Origin of the sequence: Actinocorallia libanotica (genome assembly GCF_039525175.1) — a bacterium.
In the GTDB taxonomy this organism is placed as follows: domain Bacteria; phylum Actinomycetota; class Actinomycetes; order Streptosporangiales; family Streptosporangiaceae; genus Actinocorallia; species Actinocorallia libanotica.
Map to the genome: position 1 here is coordinate 36141 of NZ_BAAAHH010000039.1, position 24729 is coordinate 60869.

The 24729-nt window shown below is 71.3% G+C and carries 26 protein-coding genes; 12 read left to right on the plus strand and 14 right to left on the minus strand.

The window, feature by feature from the left end; genetic code table 11:
• Window positions 1-38: 38 nt before the first annotated feature.
• Window positions 39-1298, minus strand: coding sequence for an ABC transporter ATP-binding protein (locus tag ABD140_RS33065; RefSeq protein WP_344245613.1), 1260 nt, complete (start codon window positions 1296-1298; stop codon window positions 39-41).
• Window positions 1299-1530: 232 nt separating this feature from the next.
• On the opposite strand from ABD140_RS33065, the gene ABD140_RS33070 reads away from it, so the two are divergent.
• From ABD140_RS33070 to ABD140_RS33080, 3 genes are all read left to right on the plus strand, one after another.
• Window positions 1531-2571, plus strand: coding sequence for a LacI family DNA-binding transcriptional regulator (locus ABD140_RS33070; RefSeq protein ID WP_344245615.1), 1041 nt, complete (start codon window positions 1531-1533; stop codon window positions 2569-2571).
• 9 nt (window positions 2572-2580) lie between these two features.
• Window positions 2581-3021 carry an Lrp/AsnC family transcriptional regulator gene (locus tag ABD140_RS33075; RefSeq protein WP_344245617.1) on the plus strand — a complete coding sequence of 147 codons (441 nt, stop codon included), beginning with the start codon at window positions 2581-2583 and terminating at the stop codon, window positions 3019-3021.
• A gap of 449 nt (window positions 3022-3470) precedes the next feature.
• The gene (locus ABD140_RS33080; protein WP_344245619.1) at window positions 3471-4448 is read left to right on the plus strand and encodes a trypsin-like serine peptidase; all 978 of its coding nucleotides are present in this window, start codon (window positions 3471-3473) and stop codon (window positions 4446-4448) included.
• Window positions 4449-4668: 220 nt separating this feature from the next.
• Here ABD140_RS33080 and ABD140_RS33085 read toward each other — a convergent pair whose 3' ends face one another.
• Together ABD140_RS33085 and ABD140_RS33090 are read right to left on the minus strand one after the other, a co-directional pair.
• Window positions 4669-5208 (minus strand): FHA domain-containing protein, encoded by a 540-nt coding sequence (locus ABD140_RS33085; protein ID WP_344245621.1) that lies wholly within the window; start codon window positions 5206-5208, stop codon window positions 4669-4671.
• 127 nt (window positions 5209-5335) lie between these two features.
• On the minus strand, window positions 5336-5632 hold the full coding sequence (locus tag ABD140_RS33090) for a hypothetical protein (RefSeq protein ID WP_344245623.1): 297 nt from the start codon (window positions 5630-5632) through the stop codon (window positions 5336-5338).
• Between ABD140_RS33090 and ABD140_RS33095 the strand changes: the two genes are divergently transcribed.
• Window positions 5631-5852 carry a hypothetical protein gene (locus tag ABD140_RS33095; RefSeq protein ID WP_344245625.1) on the plus strand — a complete coding sequence of 74 codons (222 nt, stop codon included), beginning with the start codon at window positions 5631-5633 and terminating at the stop codon, window positions 5850-5852. The two genes, ABD140_RS33090 and ABD140_RS33095, sit on opposite strands and share 2 nt — an antisense overlap.
• Before the next feature lie 60 nt (window positions 5853-5912).
• Here the strand turns inward: ABD140_RS33095 and ABD140_RS33100 are convergent, their stop codons facing one another.
• Window positions 5913-6437 (minus strand): hypothetical protein, encoded by a 525-nt coding sequence (locus ABD140_RS33100; protein WP_344245627.1) that lies wholly within the window; start codon window positions 6435-6437, stop codon window positions 5913-5915.
• A 324-nt stretch (window positions 6438-6761) separates the two neighbouring features.
• Window positions 6762-7940, minus strand: coding sequence for an acyl-CoA dehydrogenase family protein (locus ABD140_RS33105; RefSeq protein ID WP_425544175.1), 1179 nt, complete (start codon window positions 7938-7940; stop codon window positions 6762-6764).
• Window positions 7941-8084: 144 nt separating this feature from the next.
• On the opposite strand from ABD140_RS33105, the gene ABD140_RS33110 reads away from it, so the two are divergent.
• From ABD140_RS33110 to ABD140_RS33140, 7 genes are all read left to right on the plus strand, one after another.
• Complete coding sequence (locus ABD140_RS33110) at window positions 8085-8405, plus strand: MazG-like family protein (protein WP_344245631.1); 321 nt, start codon at window positions 8085-8087, stop codon at window positions 8403-8405.
• A gap of 72 nt (window positions 8406-8477) precedes the next feature.
• On the plus strand, window positions 8478-9833 hold the full coding sequence (locus ABD140_RS33115) for a DUF2252 domain-containing protein (RefSeq protein ID WP_344245633.1): 1356 nt from the start codon (window positions 8478-8480) through the stop codon (window positions 9831-9833).
• 313 nt (window positions 9834-10146) lie between these two features.
• The gene (locus ABD140_RS33120) at window positions 10147-11337 is read left to right on the plus strand and encodes an ROK family transcriptional regulator (RefSeq protein WP_344245635.1); all 1191 of its coding nucleotides are present in this window, start codon (window positions 10147-10149) and stop codon (window positions 11335-11337) included.
• Window positions 11338-11420: 83 nt separating this feature from the next.
• Entirely contained in the window at window positions 11421-12869 is a 1449-nt protein-coding gene (gene ngcE / locus ABD140_RS33125) for an N-acetylglucosamine/diacetylchitobiose ABC transporter substrate-binding protein (RefSeq protein WP_344245637.1), read from the plus strand.
• A 32-nt stretch (window positions 12870-12901) separates the two neighbouring features.
• Window positions 12902-13900 carry a carbohydrate ABC transporter permease gene (locus ABD140_RS33130; protein ID WP_344245639.1) on the plus strand — a complete coding sequence of 333 codons (999 nt, stop codon included), beginning with the start codon at window positions 12902-12904 and terminating at the stop codon, window positions 13898-13900.
• An 11-nt stretch (window positions 13901-13911) separates the two neighbouring features.
• The gene (locus tag ABD140_RS33135) at window positions 13912-14814 is read left to right on the plus strand and encodes a carbohydrate ABC transporter permease (RefSeq protein WP_344245641.1); all 903 of its coding nucleotides are present in this window, start codon (window positions 13912-13914) and stop codon (window positions 14812-14814) included.
• A 170-nt stretch (window positions 14815-14984) separates the two neighbouring features.
• Entirely contained in the window at window positions 14985-16169 is a 1185-nt protein-coding gene (locus tag ABD140_RS33140; RefSeq protein ID WP_344245643.1) for a cytochrome P450, read from the plus strand.
• Between the two features lie 2 nt (window positions 16170-16171).
• Here the strand turns inward: ABD140_RS33140 and ABD140_RS33145 are convergent, their stop codons facing one another.
• The gene (locus ABD140_RS33145; protein ID WP_344245645.1) at window positions 16172-16903 is read right to left on the minus strand and encodes a polyprenol monophosphomannose synthase; all 732 of its coding nucleotides are present in this window, start codon (window positions 16901-16903) and stop codon (window positions 16172-16174) included.
• A gap of 2 nt (window positions 16904-16905) precedes the next feature.
• Window positions 16906-18510 (minus strand): apolipoprotein N-acyltransferase, encoded by a 1605-nt coding sequence (lnt, locus tag ABD140_RS33150; RefSeq protein WP_344245647.1) that lies wholly within the window; start codon window positions 18508-18510, stop codon window positions 16906-16908.
• 290 nt (window positions 18511-18800) lie between these two features.
• Between lnt and ABD140_RS33155 the strand changes: the two genes are divergently transcribed.
• Window positions 18801-19361 carry an FxsA family protein gene (locus tag ABD140_RS33155; protein ID WP_344245649.1) on the plus strand — a complete coding sequence of 187 codons (561 nt, stop codon included), beginning with the start codon at window positions 18801-18803 and terminating at the stop codon, window positions 19359-19361.
• Between the two features lie 66 nt (window positions 19362-19427).
• Here ABD140_RS33155 and ABD140_RS33160 read toward each other — a convergent pair whose 3' ends face one another.
• The 7 genes from ABD140_RS33160 to ABD140_RS33190 form a co-directional block, all read right to left on the minus strand.
• The gene (locus tag ABD140_RS33160) at window positions 19428-19772 is read right to left on the minus strand and encodes an RNA polymerase-binding protein RbpA (RefSeq protein ID WP_106401791.1); all 345 of its coding nucleotides are present in this window, start codon (window positions 19770-19772) and stop codon (window positions 19428-19430) included.
• A 121-nt stretch (window positions 19773-19893) separates the two neighbouring features.
• Window positions 19894-20670: a glycerophosphodiester phosphodiesterase family protein gene (locus tag ABD140_RS33165; protein WP_344245652.1), complete on the minus strand. Its 777-nt coding sequence runs from the start codon at window positions 20668-20670 to the stop codon at window positions 19894-19896.
• Between the two features lie 15 nt (window positions 20671-20685).
• Window positions 20686-21246, minus strand: coding sequence for a TrmH family RNA methyltransferase (locus ABD140_RS33170; RefSeq protein WP_344245654.1), 561 nt, complete (start codon window positions 21244-21246; stop codon window positions 20686-20688).
• Window positions 21236-21838, minus strand: a complete 603-nt coding sequence (locus ABD140_RS33175) for a class I SAM-dependent methyltransferase (RefSeq protein WP_344245656.1) — start codon at window positions 21836-21838, stop codon at window positions 21236-21238. Before ABD140_RS33175 ends, ABD140_RS33170 begins: the two co-directional genes overlap by 11 nt.
• A 49-nt stretch (window positions 21839-21887) precedes the next feature.
• Window positions 21888-22835, minus strand: a complete 948-nt coding sequence (locus ABD140_RS33180; RefSeq protein ID WP_344245658.1) for a VWA domain-containing protein — start codon at window positions 22833-22835, stop codon at window positions 21888-21890.
• A complete protein-coding gene (locus ABD140_RS33185; RefSeq protein WP_344245660.1) occupies window positions 22832-23716 on the minus strand; it encodes a DUF58 domain-containing protein in 885 nt (294 codons plus the stop codon). Before ABD140_RS33185 ends, ABD140_RS33180 begins: the two co-directional genes overlap by 4 nt.
• The gene (locus tag ABD140_RS33190; RefSeq protein ID WP_425544177.1) at window positions 23716-24696 is read right to left on the minus strand and encodes an AAA family ATPase; all 981 of its coding nucleotides are present in this window, start codon (window positions 24694-24696) and stop codon (window positions 23716-23718) included. The genes ABD140_RS33185 and ABD140_RS33190 overlap by 1 nt, the downstream gene beginning before the upstream one ends.
• Window positions 24697-24729 lie beyond the last annotated feature (33 nt).

The following is a 24729-nucleotide window of genomic DNA, read 5'->3' on the forward strand; positions in this document are numbered from 1 at the left end:
GGCCCCCGCCCGCGGGCGGGGGCCGTCACGGCCGCGGGTCAGGCCTTGGCGACGGGCTCGGCCACGCCGAGGCGGCGGGCGGTCTCGGCGGCGTCGGGGTGGCCGACGGCCAGGCCGGTGCCGGCGTCGAAGAAGTGCAGGCGGTGGGTGTCGATGCCCAGCTCCAGCTCCTGGCCGGGGCGGACGCGGGAGCGGGCGTTGACCCGGGCGGTCCACAGCTCCTTGTCCTCCAGCAGCGGCAGGGCGGTGTCGTCGCCCTCGCCGTCGGTGGCGTCGCTGGCCAGGTCCGCGGTGTCCTTGTGCACCACGGGCGGCGCGTCGATCGGGAAGATCACGTTGATCTCGGAGCCGAGCTCCTCGGTCACGCCGGCCTTGACGGTGATGCGGGTCCACTCGGGCTTGGCGTGCTCGGTGTCCTCGAAGTCCGAGGGGCGGATGCCGACGATGAGGTCGCGGCCCAGGTAGCCGGCGAGGTCCGGCTTGGCCTCGAACACGTCGGCCGGGACGGGCAGGCTCAGGCCCGCGAACTCCACGAACGCCGCGGACGCCTCGCCGGTCAGCCGGGCGTTGGCGAAGTTCATCGACGGGGAGCCGATGAACCCGGCGACGAACAGGTTCACCGGGCTGTCGAACAGCCGCTGCGGGGTGTCGACCTGCTGGAGCTTGCCGTCGCGCAGCACCGCGACCCGGTCGCCCAGCGTCATCGCCTCGATCTGGTCGTGGGTGACGTAGATGGTGGTGACGCCCAGGCGGTCGTGCAGCTGGCTGAGGGAGGCGCGCATCGACACGCGCAGCTTGGCGTCGAGGTTGGACAGCGGCTCGTCCATGAGGAACGCCTGCGGCTCGCGCACGATCGCGCGGCCCATCGCCACGCGCTGGCGCTGGCCGCCCGACAGCGCGGCGGGCTTGCGCTTGAGGTAGGGCTCCAGGCCGAGCATCCTGGCGGCCTCGCCGACCCGCTTCTTGATCTCGTCCTTGGAGGTGCCGCGCAGCTTCAGGCCGAAGGCGAGGTTCTGCTCGACGGTCATGTGCGGGTACAGCGCGTAGTTCTGGAAGACCATCGCGATGTCGCGGTCCTTGGGCGCCAGGTCGTTGACGACCCGGTCGCCGATGTGCAGCTTGCCGTCGGAGATGTCCTCCAGGCCGGCGATCATGCGCAGCGCGGTGGACTTGCCGCAGCCGGACGGTCCGACCAGCACCATGAACTCGCCGTCGGCGATGCGCAGGTTCAGGCCGTCGACGGCCTTGACGCCGCCCGCGTAGACCTTGTCGATGCCTTCCAGGACGATCTCGGCCATCGTCTTCCTCTCAGCGGGGAGTGGAAACGTTTCCACTCCGGGGGGTGCGGGGACGGGAGGGGCATGGGGGTGCCGTCACCGTCCGTTCTGCCCCTACTGTGCAGGCTGGTGGGGCGGCTTGTCCAGTCCCGGAAGGCGGTTTCCCGAGGCGGGGGGCGGGCCGACTGGAAGTGGAAACGTTTCCATTGCGGCCCGGCCATGACAGGATGTCCCGAGACCGGGAGGAGGGCCGATGGGCGGGGCGACGATCAAGGACGTGGCGGCGGCCGCGGGCGTGGGGATCGCGACGGTCTCCCGGGTGATGTCGGGCTCCGGGCCGGTCAGCGAGGCCACCCGGCGGCGCGTCCTGGCCGCGGCCGAGACGCTGGAGTACCGCCCCAGCGCGCTGGGGCGCGGCCTGAAGACCCGGCGCACCGGCGCCATAGGCCTGCTCGTCCCCGACATCACCGACCCGTTCAGCGCGGAGCTCGCCGCCGGGGTCCTGGCCTGCGCCCGCGCCCAGGGCTGCCACGTCGTGCTCGACGCCACCGGCGAGGACCCCGACGTGGAGGCCGAACTGCTCGAGCGGCTGGCCGAGCAGCGGGTCGAGGGCGTCATCGCGGTACCGGTGCGGCGCGACCCGCGGCCCTGGGAGGCGCTCACCCGGCTCGGCCCGGCCGTGGTCTTCGCCGGGCGGACGGTGCCCGGCCTGCCCTCGGCGCCCTGCGTGCTGGCCGACGAGGCGGGGGGAGTGCGCTCGGTCGTGGAGTACCTGGCGGGCCTGGGCCACCGGCGCGTCGCCTTCCTGGGCGGGCGGGGCGCGGACGGGCCCGCCGTGCGCGAGGAGGCCTTCCGCGCCACCCTGGCCGCCCTCGGGCTGGCCGTGGAGGAGGACCTCTTCGCCCGCGCCAGGCCGACCGCGGACAGCGCCTTCGCCGCCGCCGCGAGCCTCTTCCAGCGCCGCCCCGACCTCACCGCCGTCGTCGCCGGCGGGCACCGGCTCGGCGAGGCCGCCGTGCTGGCCGCCCGCGAGCTCACCCTGCGCGTCCCCGCCGACGTCTCCATCGCCATCGTCGAGGACGTGCCCTGGTCGGAGCTGTGCGACCCGCCGCTGACCGCCGTGGCCCATCCGGCGCGCGACCTGGGCTACCGCGCCTGCGAACTGCTGCTGCGCGCCTCGGCCGGCGGCGCGGCCCGCGCGCCGGGCCGTCCCGTGGTGCTGGCGACCGAGCTGATGGTGCGGGCGAGTTGCGGTCCGGTCACCGGTTCGATGCGAACCGGGCGACCACGGTAGGTTTCTCCCGTGGAGGACACAGACCGCCAGATCCTGCTCCTGCTCGCCCGCGACGGCCGCATGAGCTTCACCGACCTGGCGAAGGAGACCGGCCTTTCGGTGTCCGCCGTGCACCAGCGCGTACGGCGGCTGGAGAAGCGCGGCGCGATCAAGGGGTTCAGCGCGCAGCTGGACGCCGAGCAGATCGGGCTGCCCCTGACCGCGTTCATCTCGATCAAACCCATCGACCCCGCCGCCCCCGACGACGCCCCCGAGCGCCTCGCCCACATCGAGGCCATCGAGGCCTGCCACTCGGTGGCCGGCGACGAGAACTACATCCTCAAGGTACGGGTCGCCTCCCCGGGCGCCCTGGAGGAGCTGCTCCAGCAGATCCGCTCGGCCGCCAACGTCAACACCCGCACCACGATCGTGCTCAGCACCCCCTACGAGGGCCGCCCGCCCCAGCTCTAGGGGAGGGGCGGCGATGTCCGGGGAGCGGTTTTCGAGGTGGCCTACAGCGGTCGCAGGGGGCCGTGGACGCCGAATACAAAAGATCTTAAAATTAAAGGGCCCATATCTTCGGCGAAAACGGCCCCCGCAGCAGGGAATCCGCCTGTGAAAGGCGGGATCGCAGCGGCACGGCTTTTATCCGGGCCGCCGCCCCCACCGCGAATGCCGGGTCTTCAAAAGCGTCGCCGGATCTGGAAATGGCGAAACAATCCGCTGTCCGGTCGGATGGGGAAGGCTTTTCTCGGCGGATGCGAGCGGGTGCCGGAATTTCGGCTTCGGCCGCCCGTGATCCGATTGTCGAGATCGTTTTGTATTTGTGATCGTTGATTTCTGGTCTGGGGAATGCGCATGGCCTCTCATGGATCTCGACGTCCGTCCTCCGGGACGTCTTCGAACAGGAGGACCACCCCATGCTCCACGTACGTAGATCGGTCGTCGCGCTGCTCGCCTGCGCCGCGCTGGCCGCCACCGCCGGCACCTCGGCGGCGCAGGCCGCTCCGCGGTCCGAAGACGCCCTCACAGCGTCCGTCACCCGGAACACGAACGCCGCCGACCGTCAGCGGATCCTCGACTACTGGACCCCGGAACGCCGGCGGAACGCCCGCGTTCCGGTCTTGACCAGGAACGCTTCGGGCACTGTCACCAGGACCCTGCGGAGTCAGGAAGACGCCGCCGATCCGCCGGGCGGGAACATCCAGCTCCCCGATTCCCCGATCGCGGGCAAGCTCTTCTACTTCAACCCGGAGAGCGGCGAAGACGAGACCTGTTCGGGCACCGTGGTCGACGCCCCCTCCGAGAGCCTGGTCATGACCGCGGCCCACTGCCTCAAGGCCGGAGGGGAGAACGGAACCGCCAACGGCGCCTGGTACGAGGACATCGTCTTCGTTCCCGGCTACGGGAGTGGCGGCCTCGAGAACGCGTTCGTGTGGTACTACATGAAGGTCGCGCAGAGATGGAGCACGTGGAGCGACACGGCCAGGGACGTGGGCAGCGTGGTGGTGGAGAAGCTGAACGGGTCCACCCTCGAAGCCCACACGGGCAACGGCGCCACCTTCGTGTGGAACCAGGGCGTGAACACGCCGAGAACGATCGTCACTCAGGCGTATCCCCAGAACGTCTCCAACGGCCAGTTCCAGGTGTCCTGCCAGGCCACGACCGAGAACGCCCAGCCGCAGTGGGACCATGTCGGCATCGCGGTGCCCGGCTGCTGGCTCAACCAGGGAGCCAGCGGCAGCGGCTGGATCCTCGACTGGGGCACCGGCTCCAAGAAGATCCTCGGTCTGACCAGCTCGCTCGACATCAGCGACGGCAGCAACTACTCGCCGTACTTCGACAGCAACACCAACGTCCAGTACACGACCGCGAGCACGGTGATGCCGCCCGCCTGACACCGCACACGGACGACCGCAGCCCGGCCGGGTGAACCGGCACGCCGGGCGGAGACGCCGGAGCCCCCGCGGGGGCTCCGGTCGCGGACGAACAGGCCCTCTTCTCAGGCCCGTCCGTCCGCGACGAGGAGGGGGAAGCTCTCTGGAGAAGGCGGGTCCTGCGGTTCGGGAGCACTCCGGGGGAACCGCTCCAACGGATCCGAACCGTGGTGAGGAGCGCTCAGGGGGCCGCCGCCACGAACGTGCAGTCGCCGAAGGCGACCTGGTCGCCCGGCCGCAGGACGGCCGGGCCGGTCAGCCGCCAGCCGTTGACCTTGGTGCCGTTCATCGAGCCCAGATCGCTGATCGTCCACCCGTGCTCCTCCGCCCGGATCTCGGCGTGGAACCGCGAGACCGTCAGGTCGGTGAGCACGAACTGGCAGCCGGGCGCCCGCCCCACCAGCACCCGCCTCTGCTGGCTCGGCGGCAGCAGGAACCGCGGCAGCCGCGGCGTGCGCCACGCCGACTCGATGCGCGCCGTCGCCGACGACAACGACGCGACGGCCCCCGCCACCCGCTGGATCAGCCGTCCCCGCGGCGGCAGGTCCCGCAGCAGGTCCTGCAGCTCGGCCTCGCTGCGCGCGCGCAGCGCCTGCTCCACGCGCTGCTCGTAGGTGACCGGCGACATCCGGCCCTCCACGACCCGGTCGCGGAGCTCCTCGATGACCCGATCGCGCTGCGCGTCGGAAGCCCGTACGGGAAATGCGGGCAGTCCGTCCATAGACGTGAGTATTCAGATCAACTTGATCCGTGTCCAGCGAAACCGGCCCGCCCGCCGCTCTCCGCGGCACGGGGCGGTCAGGACGCGGTCAGACCGCAGCCGGTCTCGAATGCGGGTCCTGGTCCGGTCAGGTGGCGGCGTAGACGGTCCAGTGCGTGCGTTCGGACTCCTCGTTGACGTAGGTGAGAAGTGAGAAGGGGCCGGAAAGGGAGAGGGGCGCCAGGACGTCCTGGGTGTCTCCGAGAGAGAATTGGTAGCGGTCGAGGGGGAATCGCCATAGCGGCCTCAGCAGCTGCCTCTCTTCGCGGTGGCCGCCACAGATTTCGTAGGCGGCGAGGTCGCCGGAGGCGTTGCGGGTCAGGCACATGCCGTTCTTCTCGTTGACGAGCCACCAGAGGAAATAACATTTCTTCGTCCGAGTCATGGAACTGGTACAGCACATGGTCGTGGAACTGAACGCTCGCCGGACCCGCAGACGCCGTTCGCGCAGGCCCGGCGACACCCGCCACGAGGGCGAGAACTCCGACGATCAGCACTCTCCCCGATGCGCTCGGCGCTGGCCGGATGCGTCCGCCCGCCTGCCTGATGCAGACACCGTCCGCCCCGCCATCGTCACCACGCACATCGTCGCCACTGAGGACTGACGGGAGCAACGCGTCTCCGAAGGCCCCCATGTCCTTGTCGTCGCCGACGAGGACTTCGAGTCACAGGCCGGGGCCCGTGAAGAGGTAGGTGGCGGTGATGGGGAGAGAGGTCGGGCAGAGGAAGCTGCCCCCGGTCTTGCCGAGAGTGCCGGAAACGGGCACCGGTATCGGGGGGGTGCTGCCGCCGGCGGTGCCGCTGAGGTTGCTGGTGTAGGAGCAGGGGAGGGGGCCGCTGGTGGTGGGGAAGGTGATGGAGAGCTTGACGCCGGCAAGAGCGGCGGTGCTGTTGAGGGATCCGCTCCAGGGAAGGCCTTGTGCGGTGATCGGGACAGGGGCGCCGTTGGAGAGGGTGCAGCCGCTGAAGGTCGCTGTGGTGATGCTCAGCGCACCGGAGGCGGTGATGGTGCCGCTGAGGCTGGAAGAAGGGCAAGTGACGGGAGGCTGGATCCCCATCTGAATATTTACGGGAGAGGTCACGCTCGCGGAGAACGCTCCTCCCGTCCAGGCTGAGGCGGGGGACGGGGCGAAGGCGACCGCGGCGAAAGCCGCGGCCGTGGTGACCGCGGTGCGGGAGATGCGGGACATGGCTCCTCGTTGTTCCGTTCAGGGCACGCCGAAGCGCATCCGGGGAGACGGCCGTGCCCGTCTCGGGGAGGCGGCTCTGCCCGCCCCTGTCGGGTGGGCGGGGAGAGCCTGGGCAAGGGAGCGGGTCGTCTGGGAATCTCAGATTGAGGAGCGCCGCGCCGCGGGTCAAGGCATGAAGGGCATGCGGGAGATGGCCGGATGGCGACAGCGCTGGACCGTCGTCGGCATCGGGGCTTTCCAGGGAAGTCCGTGGCGGGGAGGGGTCTCGCAGGAGGACGCGGAGGCGGGCAGCCCCGAAGGACGGGGCCGCCCGCTGGTCGTGCGTCAGCGGTTGAGCAGGTCCCGGGCGATGTGGGTGATCTGGAGCTCGTCCGTTCCCGCGTAGATCTGGAAGACCTTCGCGTCGCGGGCGAGCTGCTCGACGCGGAACTCCGACATGTAGCCGTTGCCGCCGAAGAGCTGGACGGCCTCCATGGAGACCTCGGCGGCGGCCTGGGCGGAGTACAGCTTCATGGCGCTGGCCTCGGCCAGGGTCATGGAGCGGCCGGTCTTCTGCATCTCGACGTAGCGGAACACCAGGTTCTGCACGTTGAGGCGGGCGACCTCCATCTTGGCGAGCTTGAGCTGGATGAGCTGGTAGTCGGCGATCGGCTTGCCCCAGGCCATGCGGGACTTGGCGTAGTCGACCGACAGGCGCAGGCACTCCTCGATGACGCCGAGGGCCATCGCCGCCACGCCCGAGCGCTCGGCGGTGAAGTTCTGCTTGGCCGACTCCTTGCCGCTGCCGCCGCCCGACAGCAGGCGGTCGGGGCCGACGCGCACGTCCTGCAGGAACAGCTCGCCGGTGGGGGAGGAGTGGCAGCCCATCTTGCGCAGCGGCTTGCTCTGCCCCAGGCCCGGCATGCCGCTGTCGAGCACGAAGCACAGGATCTCGCGCTCGCGCACCGGGCGGCCGTCGTCGAGCTTGGCGTAGAAGACGATCGTGTCGGCCTGGGGGCCGTTGGTGATGAAGGTCTTGTTGCCGTTGAGGATCCAGCCGTCGCCGTCGGGCTTGGCGGTGGCCTTCATGCCGCCGAAGGCGTCGGAGCCGGAGTCGGGCTCGGTGATGGCCCAGGCGCCGACCTTGTCGAAGGTCAGCAGGTCGCGGCCCCAGCGCTCCTTCTGCTCGGTCGTGCCGCGCTTCATGATGGTGCCGGCGGCCAGGCCGAGCGACACGCCCATCGCGGTCACCAGTCCGGGCGCCACCTTGCACAGCTCGATGATCGGCAGCATCGACATCGCCGCGCTGGAGTCGCCCTTGCCCTCCTTCTTCGGCGGGGGAGCCTCACCGGCCTTCTCCCGGGCGATGTTCTTGTCGAACTGCGCGGCGGCCATGTCGGCCATGCCGAACGTCTTGTACAGATTCCGGATGATCCCGTACGGAGAAAGCTCCCCGGAGTCCAGCTCGTCCAGGTGCGGGCGCACCTCCTTGGTGATCCAGTCGCGCACCGCGTCGCGAATCATGATCTCTTCTTCGGACCACTCGATCATCTGCTCGCCCTCCGGGGCAATATGGGGGGTGATACTGGGGTCTCATAGATAGCAGACTCTGAAAGCGCCTGCTTACGCGCGTCCCGGTGACCGCGTCCGGCGCTAGGGTGCTGCCCCATGACGGACTTCGATCCCTGGCCCAGCGTCCGGCGGTTCTCGGCCCATCTCGACGAGGTCAACGGCACCTCCGACCACGAGCGGGCGCTGCGCCTGATGAAGCTCTCCGAGGAGGTCGGCGAGGTCACCCAGGCGTACATCGGGATGGTCGGGCAGAACCCCCGCAAGGGCGTCACCCACACCCGGGAGGACGTGGCCGCGGAGCTGTGCGACGTGCTGATCACCGCGATGGTCGCGCTGTGCTCCTTCAGCCGCGATCCGCAGGGCGCGCTGCGGGCCAAGATCGAGGCGGTGGACGCCCGCTATCTCGACGCCTCCTGAGCGGCGGTTCTTCGCCCGGTGGCCAGCTCGAAGCGGGATGATCAGGAGCAAACCTGAAAGGAACCCCACTTCATGACCGATCTCGTCGCCTCCCTCCAGGCCAAGGACCCCCGGGAGCGCCAGGCCCAGCTGGTGGACGTGCTGGTGGAGGCGTTCGCCCCGCTGATGGAGCGCAGCCCCGCCGAGTTCCGGCGCCGCTTCCGCAAGATGGCCTCCGACCCCTTCGCCTTCTACCGGGGCAGCGCGCCGATCTTCTACGCCGACGTCGTCCACGACGCCGACCCCTGGGCCGACGGGCGCACCGGCCGGGTCTGGATCCAGGGCGACCTGCACGCGCAGAACTTCGGCACCTACATGAGCGACGACGGGGTGTTCGTCTTCGACGTCAACGACTTCGACGAGGCCTACGTCGGGCACTTCACCTGGGACGTCAAGCGGCTGGTGGCCAGCGTGGCGCTGATGGCCTGGACCAAGGCGATCTCCGACGCCGACATCACCCGCATGATCGAGTCCTACGTGCGCGCCTACGTCGAGCGGGTGCGCGGCTACGCGCGCGCCGAGGACGACTCCTGGGCGCTGACCCTGGACACCGCCTCCGGGCACGTGCGCGACGTGCTGATCGAGGCGCTGTCCTCCACCCGGGTGGAGCTGCTGTCGAAGCTGACCGTCGTCGACGCCCACCAGCGGCGGATGCGGCGCGGGCCCGGCATCCGCGAGCTCGACGACGCCGAGCGCGCCGAGGTCGAGGCCGCCTACGAGCGGTACCTGGAGACCATCCCGCAGGACAAGCGCTTCGCCGGCAGCCTCTCCTACCGGATCAAGGACGTGGTGGGCGCGTCCGGGTTCGGCATCGGCTCGGCCGGCCTGACCGCCTACAACATCCTGGTCGAGGGCCACAGCCAGGCGCTGGAGAACGACGTCATCCTCTCGGTCAAGCAGGGCAACACCGCCGCGCCGTCCCGGGTCGTCGACGACCCGCGGATCGCCGCCTACTTCCGCCACCACGGGCACCGCACCGCGGTCTCCCGGCGGGCGCTGCAGGCCAACGCCGACCCGTGGCTGGGCCACACCGAGATCGGCGGAACCGGCTTCGTGGTGCAGGAGCTCTCGCCGTACGAGGCGGACCTGGACTGGTCGGGCCTGACCGAGCCGGACGAGATGATCGACCTCCTGGCCGACCTGGGCCGGGCCACTGCGAAGATCCACTGCGTCTCCGACGGCGACTCCGACCACACGCTGGTGCCGTTCCAGGTGGAGGAGGCCATCGACGCGGTGATCGGGCACGACGAGGCGGACTTCGTCGCGGCCATGGTCGCGTTCGGGCACGGCTACGCCGCCGTGGTGCGCGAGGACCACAGGCTCTTCGTCGACGCGTTCCGGGAGGGGCTCATCCCCGGGCTCCAGCCGTCGGCGCCCGTCGCCGAGTAAGGAAACCTACCCGAAATAATTCCACATACTGAGACGGTCGCCGTCTCACCGAGGGCCCCGTTCGCTGCCGCGAGCGGGGCCCTCGGTGTTCTCCGGCCGTTCCAGGGGGTGGAGCGTTACAAGATCTTCGCAGGTGGGGTGGGGTTTTCGGTGGTACCTCACGGGCGGGGGAGCGGCTGTCGATCACGGAATGGTTGCGAACTCGTCGGCGGGGCCGGTGGGGGGTTGACGTGACCTGTCGCACTCTCTAACTTACCGGTTCATTAGGACAGTTTCCTAACAATTGATGGTCCGACGGAAGGAAGGTGGGTCGGTGGCGGAGCACATCCCGGGCACCCCCCAGCTGCTGCGCGCCATCAACGACCGCGCCGCCCTGCGCGCCCTGCTGGAGCACGGCCCGCTGACCCGGCCCGAGCTCGGCGACCTCATCGGCCTGTCCAAGCCCACCGCCTCCCAGCTGCTCACCCGGCTGCGCGAGGCGGGCCTGGTGATCCTGCACGGCCGCCGCGGCGGCAGCCTCGGCCGGACCGCCGAGGAGTACGCCATCAACCCCCGCGCGGCGTTCGTCTGCGGGCTCGACGTCACCCCCAACCGCATCCAGACGGTGGTGGCCGACCTGGCGGGCGGGATCGCCGGGGAGTACCGGCTGCCCGCCCCCTCCCGGGCCGGGGTCAAGGCCGCGGAGGAGATCTGCAGCGCGGTCGCCGGGGCGTGCAGCGCCGCCGGGATCGTCTCGGCCGAGCTGTCGCGGATCGTGGTCGGCGTCCAGGGCGCGGTGGACCCGGCGACCGGGCGGCTGAACTACTCGCGGCACCTGCCCGGCTGGCACTTCACCGACCTGGTCGGCGACGTCGAGGCCAGGGTCGGCACCCGCATCGAGATCGAGAACGACGTCAACCTCGCCGCGCTCGCCGAGGCCGCGCACGGCGCCGCCCAGGGCTATGAGAACTTCGTGGTGATGTGGGGCGGCTCGGGCATCGGCATGGCGCTGGTGCTCGGCGGCCGGCTGCACCGGGGCGCCGGCGGCGGGGCGGGCGAGGTCGGCTACCTGCCCGTGCCCGGCCAGGCCACCGCCCGCGACACCGTCCGCTCCGCCAACCACGGGCTGCAGGCGCTGGCGGGCGGCGCCGCGGTCCGCACGCTCCTGCGCTCCCACGGCTTCCGCGGCGCCTACACCGCCGCGGCCGTCCGCGCCGCCGCGGCCAAGGCCGCCGAACCCGCCGGGCAGGACGCGCTGCGCGACATCGCGATCCGCGTCGCCACCGGCCTCGCCGCGGTCACCGCGGTCCTGGACCCCGAACTCGTCGTCCTCACCGGAGACATCCTCCTCGCGGGCGGCGAACCCCTGCGCGAGCTCGTCGAACACGAGCTCCACCGCATGACGATCCCGCGGCCGCCGCTGCGGCTGTCGGTCATCGAGGGCAACCCCGTCCTCACCGGGGCCGTCGAACACGGCCTCGAACTCACCCGCGAAGAGCTCTTCGGCTCCACGGTGCCGCCCTGAGCGGCCGGAGCGGTCCGCCACACCGGACCGGCCGAGGCACCGACCCCCCACGAAGAAAACACCTGATTCCAAGGAGTGCTCACATGGCCCAGCAGGACCCGCGGGAGACCGCAGGCATGGACCGGCGCGACATCCTCAAGCGCCTCGGCCTGGCCGCCGCCGCCGTCCCCGGCCTGTCCCTGCTCAGCGCCTGCGCCACCGGCGGTGGCGACGGCGAGACCAAGGAGAACGACGTCAGCGGCGAGGACGCCAAGAACCCCTTCGGCGTCGACGGCTCCAAGCCGCTCAGCGTCGTGATCTTCAAGGGCGGCCTGGGCGACGACTACGCCACCCAGGTGCACGAGCCGATGTACGTGAAGGTCTTCCCGAGCGCGAAGATGAACCACGAGGGCATCGTCGAGATCAACAAGACGCTGCAGCCCCGCTTCTCCAGCGGGAGCGAGATCCCCGACGTCGTGGCCAACGCCGGATCCGACCTCATGGACACCGGCGCGCTCGCCGAGGCCGGCCACCTGCAGGACCTCACCGCCCTGTGGGACGCCCCCTCGCTGGACGACCCGAAGAAGAAGGTCCGCGAGACCGTCCTGACCTCCGCCCCCGCCACCGGCGAGGTCCTCGGCAAGCCCCTCCTGCTGCCGTACGTGTCCTCCACCTACGGCCTCTGGTACGACTCGGAGCTGTTCGCCGCCAACAACTGGACCCCGCCGAAGACCTTCGAGGAGTTCAAGACCCTCGCCGAGCAGATCAAGGCCAAGGGCATCACCCCCTTCGCCTACGCGGGCAAGAACGCCTCCTACTACGCCTACTGGATGATCCTCATCTCCGCCGGGAAGATCGGCGGCAACCAGGTGCTGATCGACATCGACAACCTCGAGGACGGCGCCTGGCAGAACGACGCCGTCAAGCAGGCGGCCGCGGCCTGGGCGGAGATCAACACCAAGTACTCCGACAAGTCCTTCGAGGGCCTCATCCACACCGAGGTCCAGACCGAGCAGAACAAGGGCAAGATCGCCTTCTACCCCTCCGGCTCCTGGCTGGAGAACGAGCAGGCCAAGTCCACCCCGGCGTCCTTCAAGTACGCCATCGCCCCCACCCCCTCGGTCACCGCCGCCGACAAGATGCCCTACGAGGCGCTGCGCGTCGCGGCGGGCGAGTTCTACTTCGTCTCGGCCAAGGGCACCAACCCGCAGGGCGGCCTGGAGTACTTCCGCCTCATGCTCTCCAAGGAGGGCGCGAAGGGCTTCACCGAGAAGTCCGGCTCGCTGACCATCGTCAAGGACGCCACCGAGGGCCTGTCCATGTCCCCGGGCCTGACCTCCGTGGCCGCCGCGCAGAAGGCCGCCGGTGACAACATCGTCACCAACAGCCTCTTCGAGAACTGGTACAAGGCGCTCGAGACCGAGCTGCGCCGCCAGACCAACAACCTGATGTTCGGCCGCATCGACGCCCAGAAGTTCTGCGACGAGATGCAGAAGGCCGCGGACAAGGCCAAGAAGGACGCGGGCGCCGACATCCAGAAGCGCACCGTCTGATCCCTCTCCAGCGACACCGGAGGCACCTGGCCATGCGGCAGGGCGACACCATCAAGATCGACAAAGGGCCCGGGCCCGTGCAGAAGGCGCCGGCCCGCAAGGGCCGGCCGCCGCGAAGGCGGCGCGGCCGCGGCGAGTACCCGTTCGTCATCGGGTTCCTCGCAGCGCCCGTCCTCCTCTACGCGGTCTTCGTGATCGGACCCTATATACAGGCGTTCCAGATCGCGCTGACCGACTGGAGGGGGTTGAAGGCGCCGAACTACATCGGCCTGGAGAACTTCAAAGGGCTCTTCGAGAACGACGCCTTCAAGTCGGCGCTCTGGCACCACCTGTGGATCCTGATCGTCCTGCCGCTGGCCACCGTCGCCATCGCGCTGTTCTTCGCCTTCCTGCTGAACGTCGGCGGGAAGGCCAAGAGCGGGGGGCCCGGCGGGGTCAGGGGGTCGGCCTTCTACAAGGTCGTCTTCTTCCTGCCGCAGGTCCTGGCCGTCGCGATCGTCGGCGTGCTGTTCCAGTCGGTCTACCGGCCGACCTCCAGCGGCATGATCAACGGACTGCTGGACCGGGTCGGCGTCGCCCCCGTGCAGTGGCTGAACGACCCGGACATCGCCCTGTGGTCGATCATCGCGGTGGTGGTCTGGCAGAGCGTCGGGTTCTACGTGGTGCTCTTCTCGGCCGGCATGGCCTCCATCCCCCGGGAGCTCTTCGAGGCCGCGGCCCTGGACGGCGCGGGCCGGTTCACGGTCTTCTTCCGCGTCACCCTGCCGCTGCTGTGGGACACCCTGCAGGTCGGCTGGGTCTACCTGGGCATCATCGCGTTCGACATGTTCGCGATCGTCCAGGTGCTCTCGGTGGACCGCGGCGGTCCGGACAACTCCACCACCGTCGTGGCGCTGGAGATCTACCGGAACGCCTTCACCTACTCCGAGTACGGCTTCGCCTCGGCGATGGGCGTGGTGCTGTTCTTCATGACGATCACCTTCGCGGCGCTCACCCTGCGGGTCACCCGCCGTGAGCGCATCGAGTTCTAGGGACGGCGACGATGACGACCGAGACCGCAGGAAAGACCACGGCGGCGCGCCCGTCCCGCGCCTCCGCCCGCTCCGGCCGCTCCGCGGCATCCGGCGTGCTGACCGGCCTGTCGCACGCGGCACTGGTCATCTGGGCGCTGCTGGTGATCGTGCCGCTGGTGTGGACGTTCGTCGCGGCGTTCAAGACCAACGACGAGATCTTCGGCGACGCCTGGACGCTGCCGCAGAACTGGCACCTGGACGCCTGGGTGCGCGCCTGGGACAAGGCCAACGTCGGGCGCTACCTGCTCAACACCGTCCTGGTGGTCGCGGTGAGCACGTTCCTGACGATGCTGCTGGGCTCCATGGCCGCCTACGTGCTGGCCAGGTACACCTTCCGCGGCAACCGGCTGGTCTACCTGATGTTCGTGTCGGGCATGACCTTCCCGGTCTTCCTGGCCCTGGTCCCGCTGTTCAAGGTGGTCCAGAACCTCGGGATGCTCAACACCTACCACGGCCTGATCCTGGTGTACGTCGCCTACTCGCTGCCGTTCACCGTCTTCTTCCTGTCGGCGTTCTTCAAGACGCTGCCCACCTCGGTGGCCGAGGCGGCGTTCATCGACGGCTGCGGGCACGCCCGCACGTTCTTCCAGATCATGCTGCCGATGGCGAAGCCGGGCCTGGTCTCCATCACGATCTTCAACGTGATCGGCCAGTGGAACCAGTACCTGCTGCCCCTGGTGCTCATGCCCGCCGACGAGGACAAATGGGTCCTCACCCAGGGCATCACCAACATCAGCACCAGCGCCGGCTACGAGGCCGACTGGCCGGGCCTGATGGCGGCCCTCAGCATGGCCATCATCCCCGTCGCCATCGTCTACGTGATCTTCCAGCGCCAGATCCAGGCCGGTCTGACCGCGGGCGCCGTGAAGTAGCGAGCGGCCATACCAGGGCCTCGCGCCGCCGGGGAAGCGGCGCGGGGCCTTACCTTTTCGCCATAGTCACCTTTCTCCCGCCCGGGAACCTCGCCATCTCGATGGTGCGGACAAAGCGTTGATTGCACTATGTAGTGGATCAGTCGCTCTTAGGAAAGGTTTGTGGCGTGATGTCGAAAGAAGTCCTGTCTCGTCCGCTGTCATACCCCTTTGACCAGGGCAAGGCGGGCGCGGACCTGCACCCGCTCTACGACCTGCTCGGTCCCGGCGTCCACCGCGTCCACCTGGCGCAGGCGGACGTGGAGGCCTTCATGGTCACCGACTACGCGCTGCTCAGGAAGGTGCTCGAGGACGAGGCGACCTTCCGGCTGGTGGATGAGAACCTGCCCGGCCTGCCCCTCATCCAGGGCACGCTGCTGGGCATGTCGGGGGCCGACCACCGGCGCGTCCGCTGCCCCGCGGTCGCCGCCTTCACCGTCCGCGCCGTCCGCGAGCGCCTCCCCGGCATCCGCGCCGAGGTCGCCGGCCGGCTGGCGGACCTGGCGGCCCGCGGCCGCCCGGTCGACCTCGTCGGCGAGTTCGCGCTGCCCCTGGCGCTGACGGTCCTGGGCGAGACCCTGGGCGTGCCGGAGGAGGACCGGCACCTGTTCGCCGGCTGGGGCGACCGGTTCCTCGACCTGGCCGACCCGCGGCAGGGGGAACTGGCCGTCGCGGAGATGTGCGCCTACCTCGCCGAGGCCATGGAACGGCGCAGGGGCACCGAGCCCGGCCCCGACGTCCTCTCGCGCTACGCGCACACCGAGCACGGCCGGCGGGTCAACGACCGGGAGGCGGTGATGGCGGCCATGGCCGTGATCGTCGCGGGCTGGGAGACCACCGCCGGGCTCATCGGGAGCATGTGCCACTACCTGCTCACCCACCTCGACCAGTGGGAGCGCCTCGTCGCCGACCCCGGGCTGGCCGACACCGCCGTGCACGAGCTCCTGCGCACCCGCCCCGTGGGCAGCGACGACGGACTGGCCCGCCGCACCACCCGGGACACCGTGCTGGGCGGCGTGGCCATGCCCGCCGGATCGCTCGTCCTGGCGGCCAGGGACGCGGGGAACCTCGACGCCGCCCGCTTCCCCGACCCGCGGACCGTCGACCTCGGCCGGCCCGACGCCGACGGGAACCTGGCGTTCGGCGCGGGGCCCCACGTGTGCCTGGGCAAGCACCTGGCGATCGCGATCCTGCACACCGTGCTGGTCGAACTGGCCGCCGGCCACCCGGGCGTCCGCCTGACCGGCGAGCCCGTCACCTGGCTGGAGGCCGCCTCCATCCGCCGCCCCGAGCGGCTCGCGGTGACCCTGGCCTGAGGTCAGCCGCGCAGAGCGCGCAGCCGGTCGCGGACGCCCCAGCGGGCGATCTTGACCATCGACTCGAGGATCACGTCCTGGCTCATCTTGCTGGAGCCGTGGACCCGCTCCACGAAGGTGATGGGCACCTCGCGCACCCGCAGGCCCGCCCGCAGCGTGCGCAGCGCCAGGTCGACCTGGAAGCAGTAGCCGCGGGACTCCACGCCCTCGAGGCCGATCTTCTGCAGGGTCTCGCGGCGGAAGGCGCGGTATCCGCCGGTGGCGTCGTGCAGCGGGATGCCCAGCAGCAGCCGGGCGTAGACGTTCGCGCCGCGGGAGAGCACCTCGCGGCGCCGCGGCCAGTTCTCCACCCGGCCGCCGGGGATCCAGCGGGCGCCGATCACCAGGTCCGCGTCCGCCAGCGCCGCCAGCAGCGAGGGCAACTGCTCGGGCTGGTGGGAGCCGTCGGCGTCCATCTCGACCACGACGTCGTGGCCGCGCTCCAGCGCCCAGGCGAAACCGGCGAGATAGGCGGCGCCCAGCCCGTCCTTGGCGGTGCGGTGCAGCACGTGGACGCGGTCGTCGGCCCGGGCCAGCCCGTCGGCGAGCTCTCCGGTGCCGTCGGGGCTGCCGTCGTCGACGACCAGGACGTGCGCGGCGGGGACCGCCGCCCTGACCCGCGAGACGATCGGGGGCAGGTTCTCCCGCTCGTTGTACGTCGGAATGATCACGATGACGGATTCCAGGGAGCTCATCCTCATCCCTTCAGGGTGTCCGGGGCGGCACGCCTCCGGGCACGCACCGCGACCCCCGTACCGATGATGCCCGCCAGGGCCAGGAGCCATTCGGGAAGGCCGCCGAGGCGGTCGCCGACCGTGGCCGTGGTGCGGACGGGGACCGCGGCGACCTGGATGTCGGGGGTGAACTCCCGGGACCGGCGCGCCATCCGCCCGTCGGGGGTGATGATCGCGCTGATCCCGCTGGTGGCCGCGACCAGGACGGTGCGGTCGTGCTCTATGGCGCGCAGCCGGGACATGGCCAGCTGCTGCCAGGGCAGGCTGGTGTACCCGTAGGTGGCGTTGTTGGTCTGGACGACCAGGATCCCGCTGTCCTTCGCGGCGTCCCGGACGATGCCGTCGTAGGCGACCTCGAAGCAGATCACGTCGCCGACCACGGCCGGGCCCATGGTCAGCCGGTTGTCGCGGGTCCCGCGGGCGAAGTCCCTCGGCACCCGCTCCAGCCGGCTGATGAACGAGGTCAGCAGGTCGCGGAAGGGCACGTACTCGCCGAAGGGCACCGGGTGCCGCTTGGTGTAGTGGTCGCCGGGGCCGGTCTCGGGATCCCAGACGATGCCGCGGTTCTCCACCTCGGACCCGTCGGGGGTCTCGGTCAGCGCGCCCACCAGGACCGGCACGCCCACGTCCTTGACCGCGGCGTCGATGACCGCGTAGGCCTCGTCGTCGCGGTAGGGGTCGATGTCGCTGGAGTTCTCCGGCCAGACCACCAGGTCGGGCCGCGGCACCCGCCCCGCCCTGACCTGGGAGGCCAGCTCCCTGGTCTGCGCCACGTGGTTGTTCAGGACGGCCTGGCGCTGGCCGAGGAAGTCCAGGCCCGCCCGCGGCACGTTCCCCTGGATCACCGCCACGGTGATCTCCTTCTCGCCGGTCCCGGCGGTCCCGGAGCCGGTGGGGATGAGGGTCCCGGCCAGCGGCACCGCCAGCGCCCCGGCCAGGCCGAGCGCGGCGGCCTTCCGCCGGTGCTCTCCGGCGGCGTAGGCCAGCAGGGTGCCGATCAGCGCGGTGGCGAAGCTCGCCAGCGGGGCGCCGCCGAGCGCGGCGTAGGCGGTCAGCGGGGTGTCGGTCTGGGAGAACGCCAGGCGCGCCCAGGGGAAGCCGCCCAGCGGGAACCTGCCGCGCACGAACTCCTGGGTCACCCACAGCGCGGCGATCCACAGCGGCCACAGGCGGCTGCGGGAGGCCAGGGCCATCGCGGCGCCCATGGGCGCGAAGTAGAGGGCCTCGGTGACGCTCAGCCCCAGCCAGACGTCGGTGCCGATGGGGCGCAGGCCGGGCAGCACTGGGAGGAAGAAGGCGAGGCCGCACACCAGGCCCGCGAGCGCGGCGGTCCACGCGCCCAGGCGCCGCACGGCCAGGGCGAACAGCGCGACCCCGACCGGGGCCAGCGGCCACAGGCCCGAGGTGCTGCCCTCGTCGGGCCCCAGCACGCTCGGCGGGAACGCCAGGTACATGACCAGACCGGCGACGGCGGCGGCGAGCAGCCGCGGGAGGCGGCGCGGGGGCCGGGGAGGGGGGGCCGCGGGACCGGTGTCCATCGCTTCCGCACCCGCCGCGGTGTCCTGCATCAAACGTTTCTCCAGCCGTCCACCCGGATTCATCCGATGGTGAGACGGTACCGGTAGTTCAGAAGGGGCCCGGACACCCGTCGGGCCGGACGCCCGCCCACAGGACGTGAGCGGGGGCGTCCGTTGTCTATAGGGTGCCCGGGCCCAGTCCTTCTGGTGCTGGACCAGACGCCCCAACCTACCGGACCGCCCTGGTTTGTCAATCTTTATCGATAAAAACAGGAAAAGGAGGTGGAGATCTCGATGCCGGGGGAGGTCGGACGGGCCGCCGGATCGGCCATGATGGAGGCATGCGCCCGCCGGTTCCCCTCCTGTCGCTCCTGGTCCTGCCCGTCCTGGAGATCCTGCTGCTGATCTGGCTGGGCGGCCTGGTCGGCGGCTGGTGGATCGTGGGCGCCCTCCTCGTCCAGGGCGTGCTGGGCTCGTGGATCGTCAAGCACGAGGGCCGCCGGGCCTGGCGGCGGCTGAACGAGACGCTCGCCGCGGGCCGCACCCCCGAGCGCGGCACCGGCGACGCCGCGCTGATCCTCCTGGGCGGCGGCCTCCTGGCCCTCCCCGGCTTCCTGACCGACCTGCCCGCCCTGGTCCTCCTGCTCCCCTTCACCCGCACCCTGGTCCGCGGCCGCCTGCTCGCCTGGGCCGAGCGCCGCGCGACGGCCACGGGCCTTCCCGGTTTCCCCGGATTCCCCGGCGCGCCCGTCGGCGGCCCCTTCGCCGAGCACCCCCAGCGCCCCCGGAACACCGGCGGCGGCGGTGTGATCAGGGGAGAGGTCATCAAGGACGACCCCGCCGGCCGCGCCCCCTCGGACACCGCGGGCGGGGAGGGGGAGAAGCCGCGCCTGGAGCCCTGAGGCCGCGAAGGGGTGGGACCGGCCCCTCGGGCCGGTCCCACCCCTTCGGCGATCAGAAAGCGCGGATCAGGCGCTCTTGCGGCGGCCTGCGCGCAGAATGGCCAGCCGTTCGGCGAGCACCTCCTCCAGATCCTCGATGGAACGGCGCTCCAGGAGCATGTCCCAGTGGGTGCGCGGGGGCTTGCCCTTCTTGGCCACGGGTACCTCTCCGTCCATCAGGAGGGCGGGGACGCCGCAGCTCCGGCAGTCCCACGTCATCGGCACCTCCACCTCGGTGGCGAGGGTGACGGTGAAGTGGTGGCCCTTCGGGCAGGTGTAAGACACCTCCTGGCGGGGCGCCAGGTCGGTGTTCCGGTCGTTCTCGTAGCTCGTGGCTCCGAGCCTCGTGCCGCGAAGTGCGCGCTCTGCCATCGAAAAACGCCTCCCAGACGGCTTGCGATCCTGATATGACCAACGCTGGATCCGGTCACAAGATTCCCGCCCGAGGCCGCTTCCAATCCTGTGAGTTGTCGGCGTGTCGCGGTACGTCCCCTCAGCCGGCCGCGGCGTGCCACTGGCCCCGCCCGGCCAGCACGCCGCGCAGCGCCTCCAGGTCGTCGGTCATGATCCCGTCGACGCCCGCGTCGAGCAGCCGCTCCATGGTGGCGGCGTCGTTGACCGTCCAGGCGTGCACCGACAGGCCCAGCGCGTGGGCCTGGGCGATGTAGGAGGCGGTGGCGAAGGGCACCGGGCCGAGGCTGTGCGGGATCTGGGCGCAGGCCACGCCCGCGGCGGCGGTCCTGGCCGCCGCGCCGCCGAACCGGACGGCGGCCACCCCGCGGGGGCCCAGCGCGGTGCAGACCGGCTCCCGGGTGAACAGCGCGGCGCGCACCCGCAGCTGCGCCAGCCGCCGGGTGGAGAACGAGGTGATGCACACCCTGTCCCACGCCTTGGTGCGGTGCAGCACCCGCACCAGCGGGCCGATCGCGGGCTGGTCCTTGATGTCGATGTTGAAGCGGGTCGCGGGGAACGAGCCCAGGGCCTCCTCCAGCAGCGGGATCGGCTCGACGCCGGCCACCCGCGCGCCGCTCACCTCGCGGTAGGGCAGCCGGGCGATCAGCCCGCGCCGGTCGGTGACCCGGCTGAGGTGGGGGTCGTGGAAGGCCAGCAGCACGCCGTCCGCGGTGGCCTGGGCGTCGGTCTCGATGTAGCGGTAGCCCAGGTCGACCGCCCGCTGGAAGGCGGCCATCGTGTTCTCCGGCGCGCCCAGGGCGCCGCCCCGGTGGGCGAAGGCGAGGGGGCCGTCGTGATCGAGGAACGCGTAGCGCACCCTACCCAGTATGGGTCAGTCCCGCCCCGCCCACTCCCTGCGGCGGATCTCGGCCAGCGCCACGGCCGTGGCGACCGCCACGTTGAGCGAGCCGACCCGGCCGGTCTGCGGGATGTAGGCGACGGCGTCGCAGGCGGCCAGCAGGGCGGGGGAGCAGCCGTGGTCCTCGCCGCCGACGGCCAGGCAGACGTCGCCCTCCAGGGGCGCCTCGTGCAGCGGCACGGCGTCGGTGGTCAGCTCCAGCGCGATGACGCGGAAGCCCTCCTTGCGGGCCTGGCGGACCGCCTCGGCGGGCGTTCCCGCGTGGCTCCAGGGCACCAGCCGGTCGGTGCCCAGCGCGGTCTTCTGGGCATGGGGGTGGGTGGGCTCGGTGGCGTTGCCCGCCAGCCACAGGTGGTCGACGCCGAACGCCGCCGAGGAGCGGAAGATCGAGCCGATGTTGAAGGGCTGGGTGACCGACTCCACCAGCAGCCCGAGCCGCCCGGTGGTGTTGCGCCGCCAGGTGCGGTTGAGCCGCTTGACGTCGGTGGGCCGCAGCTGCCTGCGGACGGGGGGCTGGGCGGGCTCAGCGGACACGGGCCTGGACCTCCAGGATGCGGTAGGACGAACGGGAGGCCAGCCGGGTGGCGGGCAGGCCGGATGCGGTGAGCCAGCGCTGCAGGGAGTCGCTGCCCAGGTGCTTCTGCACGACGAGGTGGGCGAGGGCGCCCGGCTCCAGCCGCGGCAGCCAGGTCTGGAGCAGCTCGTGCAGCGCCTGCTTGCCGATGCGGATCGGCGGGTTGGACCAGATCGCCGCGAAGGAGACCTCGGGCGGCACCTCCTCGGCCGTGACGAACCTGACGTTGTCAAGGCCGGCGCTCTCGGCGTTCCGCCTCGCCAGCTCCAGCGCCCGCTGGTTCACGTCCACCCCGTAGACGACCGCCTCCGGCGCCCGGCTGGCCAGCGTCAGCGCGATCGGCCCGTATCCGCACCCCAGGTCCAGCAGGTTCCCCCGCCGCGGCGGGGGCGGAACGGTGTCCAGCAGGATCCGCGTCCCCGCGTCGACGCGGTCGGGTGAGAACATCCCCCGGTCGGTCTCCAGCCGCAGGTGCAGGTCGCGCAGCACCAGGTCGACCGTCCCCGGCCTGCTGACGGCCCCGGGTTCGGCCGAGAAGTAGTGATCCCCCACGGCCGACCAGCCTAGTGGGAACCCGGGGCGCCCCCGACCTCCGCGAAGGTCAGGGCAGGCGGGAGAACCACAGGAGGGACAGGGCGCCGGTGGCCATCGCCAGGAGGGCGGCCAGCAGGGTGAAGACCGTGGTGACCTCCTTGTCCTCCACGCGCCAGCCCAGGGAGGTGCCGATGCTCCGGTACACCTCGGAGAGCTGCTCGGAGTCCTCGGCCTCGTAGGCGCGCCCGTCGGTCTGCTCGGCCAGGGCCCGCAGGACCACCTTGTTGACGTCCACGGTGGTGGTCTCGCCCTCGATGGTGACGGTGCCGTACGGGGTGCCGAAGGCGATCGTGGAGACCGGGATCTTGGCCTCGCGGGACGCCAGGACGGCCTCGCTGATGGAGCGCCCGTAGGTGTTGTCGCCGTCCGACAGCAGCACGATGTGGGCGGGCGGCGGGTCGTCGCCGCTGCTGGAGTCGAACGAGCGGATGGCCTGCAGGGAGGCGAACACCGCCTCGCCGATGGCGGTGCGCCGGTCCAGCACGAGGTTGTCCACCGAGCGCAGCGCCGAGCCCCGGTCGGAGGTGGGCGGGGCGACGACGGTGGCGGTGCCGGCGAACGCCACGACCCCCACGTTGAAGCGCTCGGGCAGGCCCTCGATGAACGACTTGGCCGAGGCCTTGGCCGCCTCGAACCGGGACGGCTCCACGTCGGTGGCCTCCATCGACAGCGACACGTCGACGGCGACCATGATCGTGGCCCGCTCCCGCGGCACCTTGACCGGCGCGGCGGGCTTGGCGGTGCCCATCACCAGCAGCGCGAGCATGGTCAGGAACAGCCCCGCCACCAGGTGCTTGCGCCACGCGGGGCGCTTGGGCGCCACCTGCGCCAGCGTCGGCAGGTTGGTGAACGGCACGGCGAACCGCTTGGTCCCGCGCTGCCGCAGCACGTACAGCATCAGGAAGAGCGGCACCAGCAGCAGGAGGAGCAGCCACTGGGGGGAGAGGAAGGTCATGTACGGCTCCCGAGGCGGCGGCGGCGCAACGCGAACCGCGCGATGTCGATGACCCAGTCACGGTCGGTGCGCAGCACCAGGTGGGCGGCTCCGGCGCGGCGCAGCGCCGCCGCGTTCGCCGTCCGCTGCTCGGGCGCCGCCCGCCGGTAGGCGGCGGCGACCCGGGGGGTGAGCATGATCTCCTGGACCTTCCCGGTCTCCGGGTCGGTCAGCTCCACCAGGCCGCCCCCGGCGGGCAGCTCCAGCTCCCGGGGGTCGATGATCTCCACGGCCAGGGTCTGGTGGCGGGCCGCCATGCGGCGCAGCGGGCCCTCCCAGGCCGAGGCGTCCAGGAAGTCGCTGATGACCACCCGCAGCCCGCGGCGGCGCTGGCCGCGGTCGAGCGCGGTGACCGCGGCGGCCAGGCCCATCGAGCCGCGGCCGATCTCGGTGCGCTCGACCTCGCGCAGCAGCGCGTACAGGCCGGTCCTGCCGGTGCGGGCGGGGCGGCGGCGCAGCCCGTCGCGCTGCATGAGGTAGGCGCCGACCCGGTCGCCCAGGCGGGTGGCGGTGAAGCCGACGGCGGCCAGCGCCGCCACGGCCAGCTCGCGCTTGGCGTAGTCGGCGGTGCCGAAGTCCATGCTGGCGGTCAGGTCGATCAGCGCCCAGGCCTCCAGCTCGTGGTCGGCGATGAGGTCGCGCACGTGCGGGACGGCGGTGCGGGCGGTCACCGACCAGTCCATGTGCCGCACGTCGTCCTCGCCCGGCTGGTAGGCGCGGGCCTCGGCCAGCTCGCTGCCCGGGCCCGGCAGCAGCCCCATGTGCTCGCCGCCCAGCAGCCCGTCGAGCTTGCCGGTCACCTTCAGCTCCAGCCTGCGGAGCCTGTCCTCGGGGATGCGCATCAGGCGGGGCCGTGGTTCCACACGACGCGCGGCGGCGGCACGCAGGCCAGGATCCGGGCGACGAGCTCGCCCGCGGAGACGCCGTCGGCGACCGCGTCGAACGACAGCACCAGCCGGTGGACGAGCACGTCGCGCGCCACGTCGTGCACGTCCTCGGGCAGCACGAAGTCACGGCCGCGCAGCAGCGCCAGCGCGCGCGAGGAGGACACCAGGCCGAGGGTGGCGCGCGGGCTGGCGCCGATCTCGATCAGCGGGGCGAGGTCGGGCATGCGGTAGGCGCCCGGCTCGCGGGTGGCCATGACCAGCCGGACGATGTAGTCGGCGACGAGCTCGTGCACCGTCACCCGGGAGGCGGTGCGCTGCAGGTCCTGCAGCAGGTCCGGGTCGAGCACCTGCTCGGGCACCGGGGGCGTGGCGCTCATCCGCTGCAGGATGCGCAGCTCGTCGTGGGCGTCGGGGTAGGCCACGTTGATGCGCATGAGGAAGCGGTCGCGCTGGGCCTCGGGCAGCGGGTAGACGCCCTCGGACTCGATCGGGTTCTGGGTGGCCAGCACGATGAACGGCCGGGGCAGCGGGAACGTGCGCCCGGCCAGCGACACCTGGCGCTCGGCCATGACCTCCAGCAGCGCCGACTGCACCTTGGCGGGCGCGCGGTTGATCTCGTCGGCCAGCACGAAGTTGGCGAACACCGGCCCGAGCTCCACGTCGAAGGACTCGCTGGAGGGCCGGTAGATGCGGGTGCCGACGATGTCGGAGGGCACCAGGTCGGGGGTGAACTGCACCCGCGCGAAGGTGCCGCCGGTCACCTGGGCCAGCGAGCTGACCGCCAGGGTCTTGGCGACGCCGGGCACCCCCTCCACCAGGCAGTGCCCGCCGGCCAGGAGGGCCACCACGAGCCGCTCGACCATGTGCTCCTGACCGACGATGACCTTCTTCACCTCGGCCAGGGCCTGCTCCAGCAGCACCGAAGCCTGCTTCATGTCGTCGGCGACAGTCACACCGGCCCCTTCACC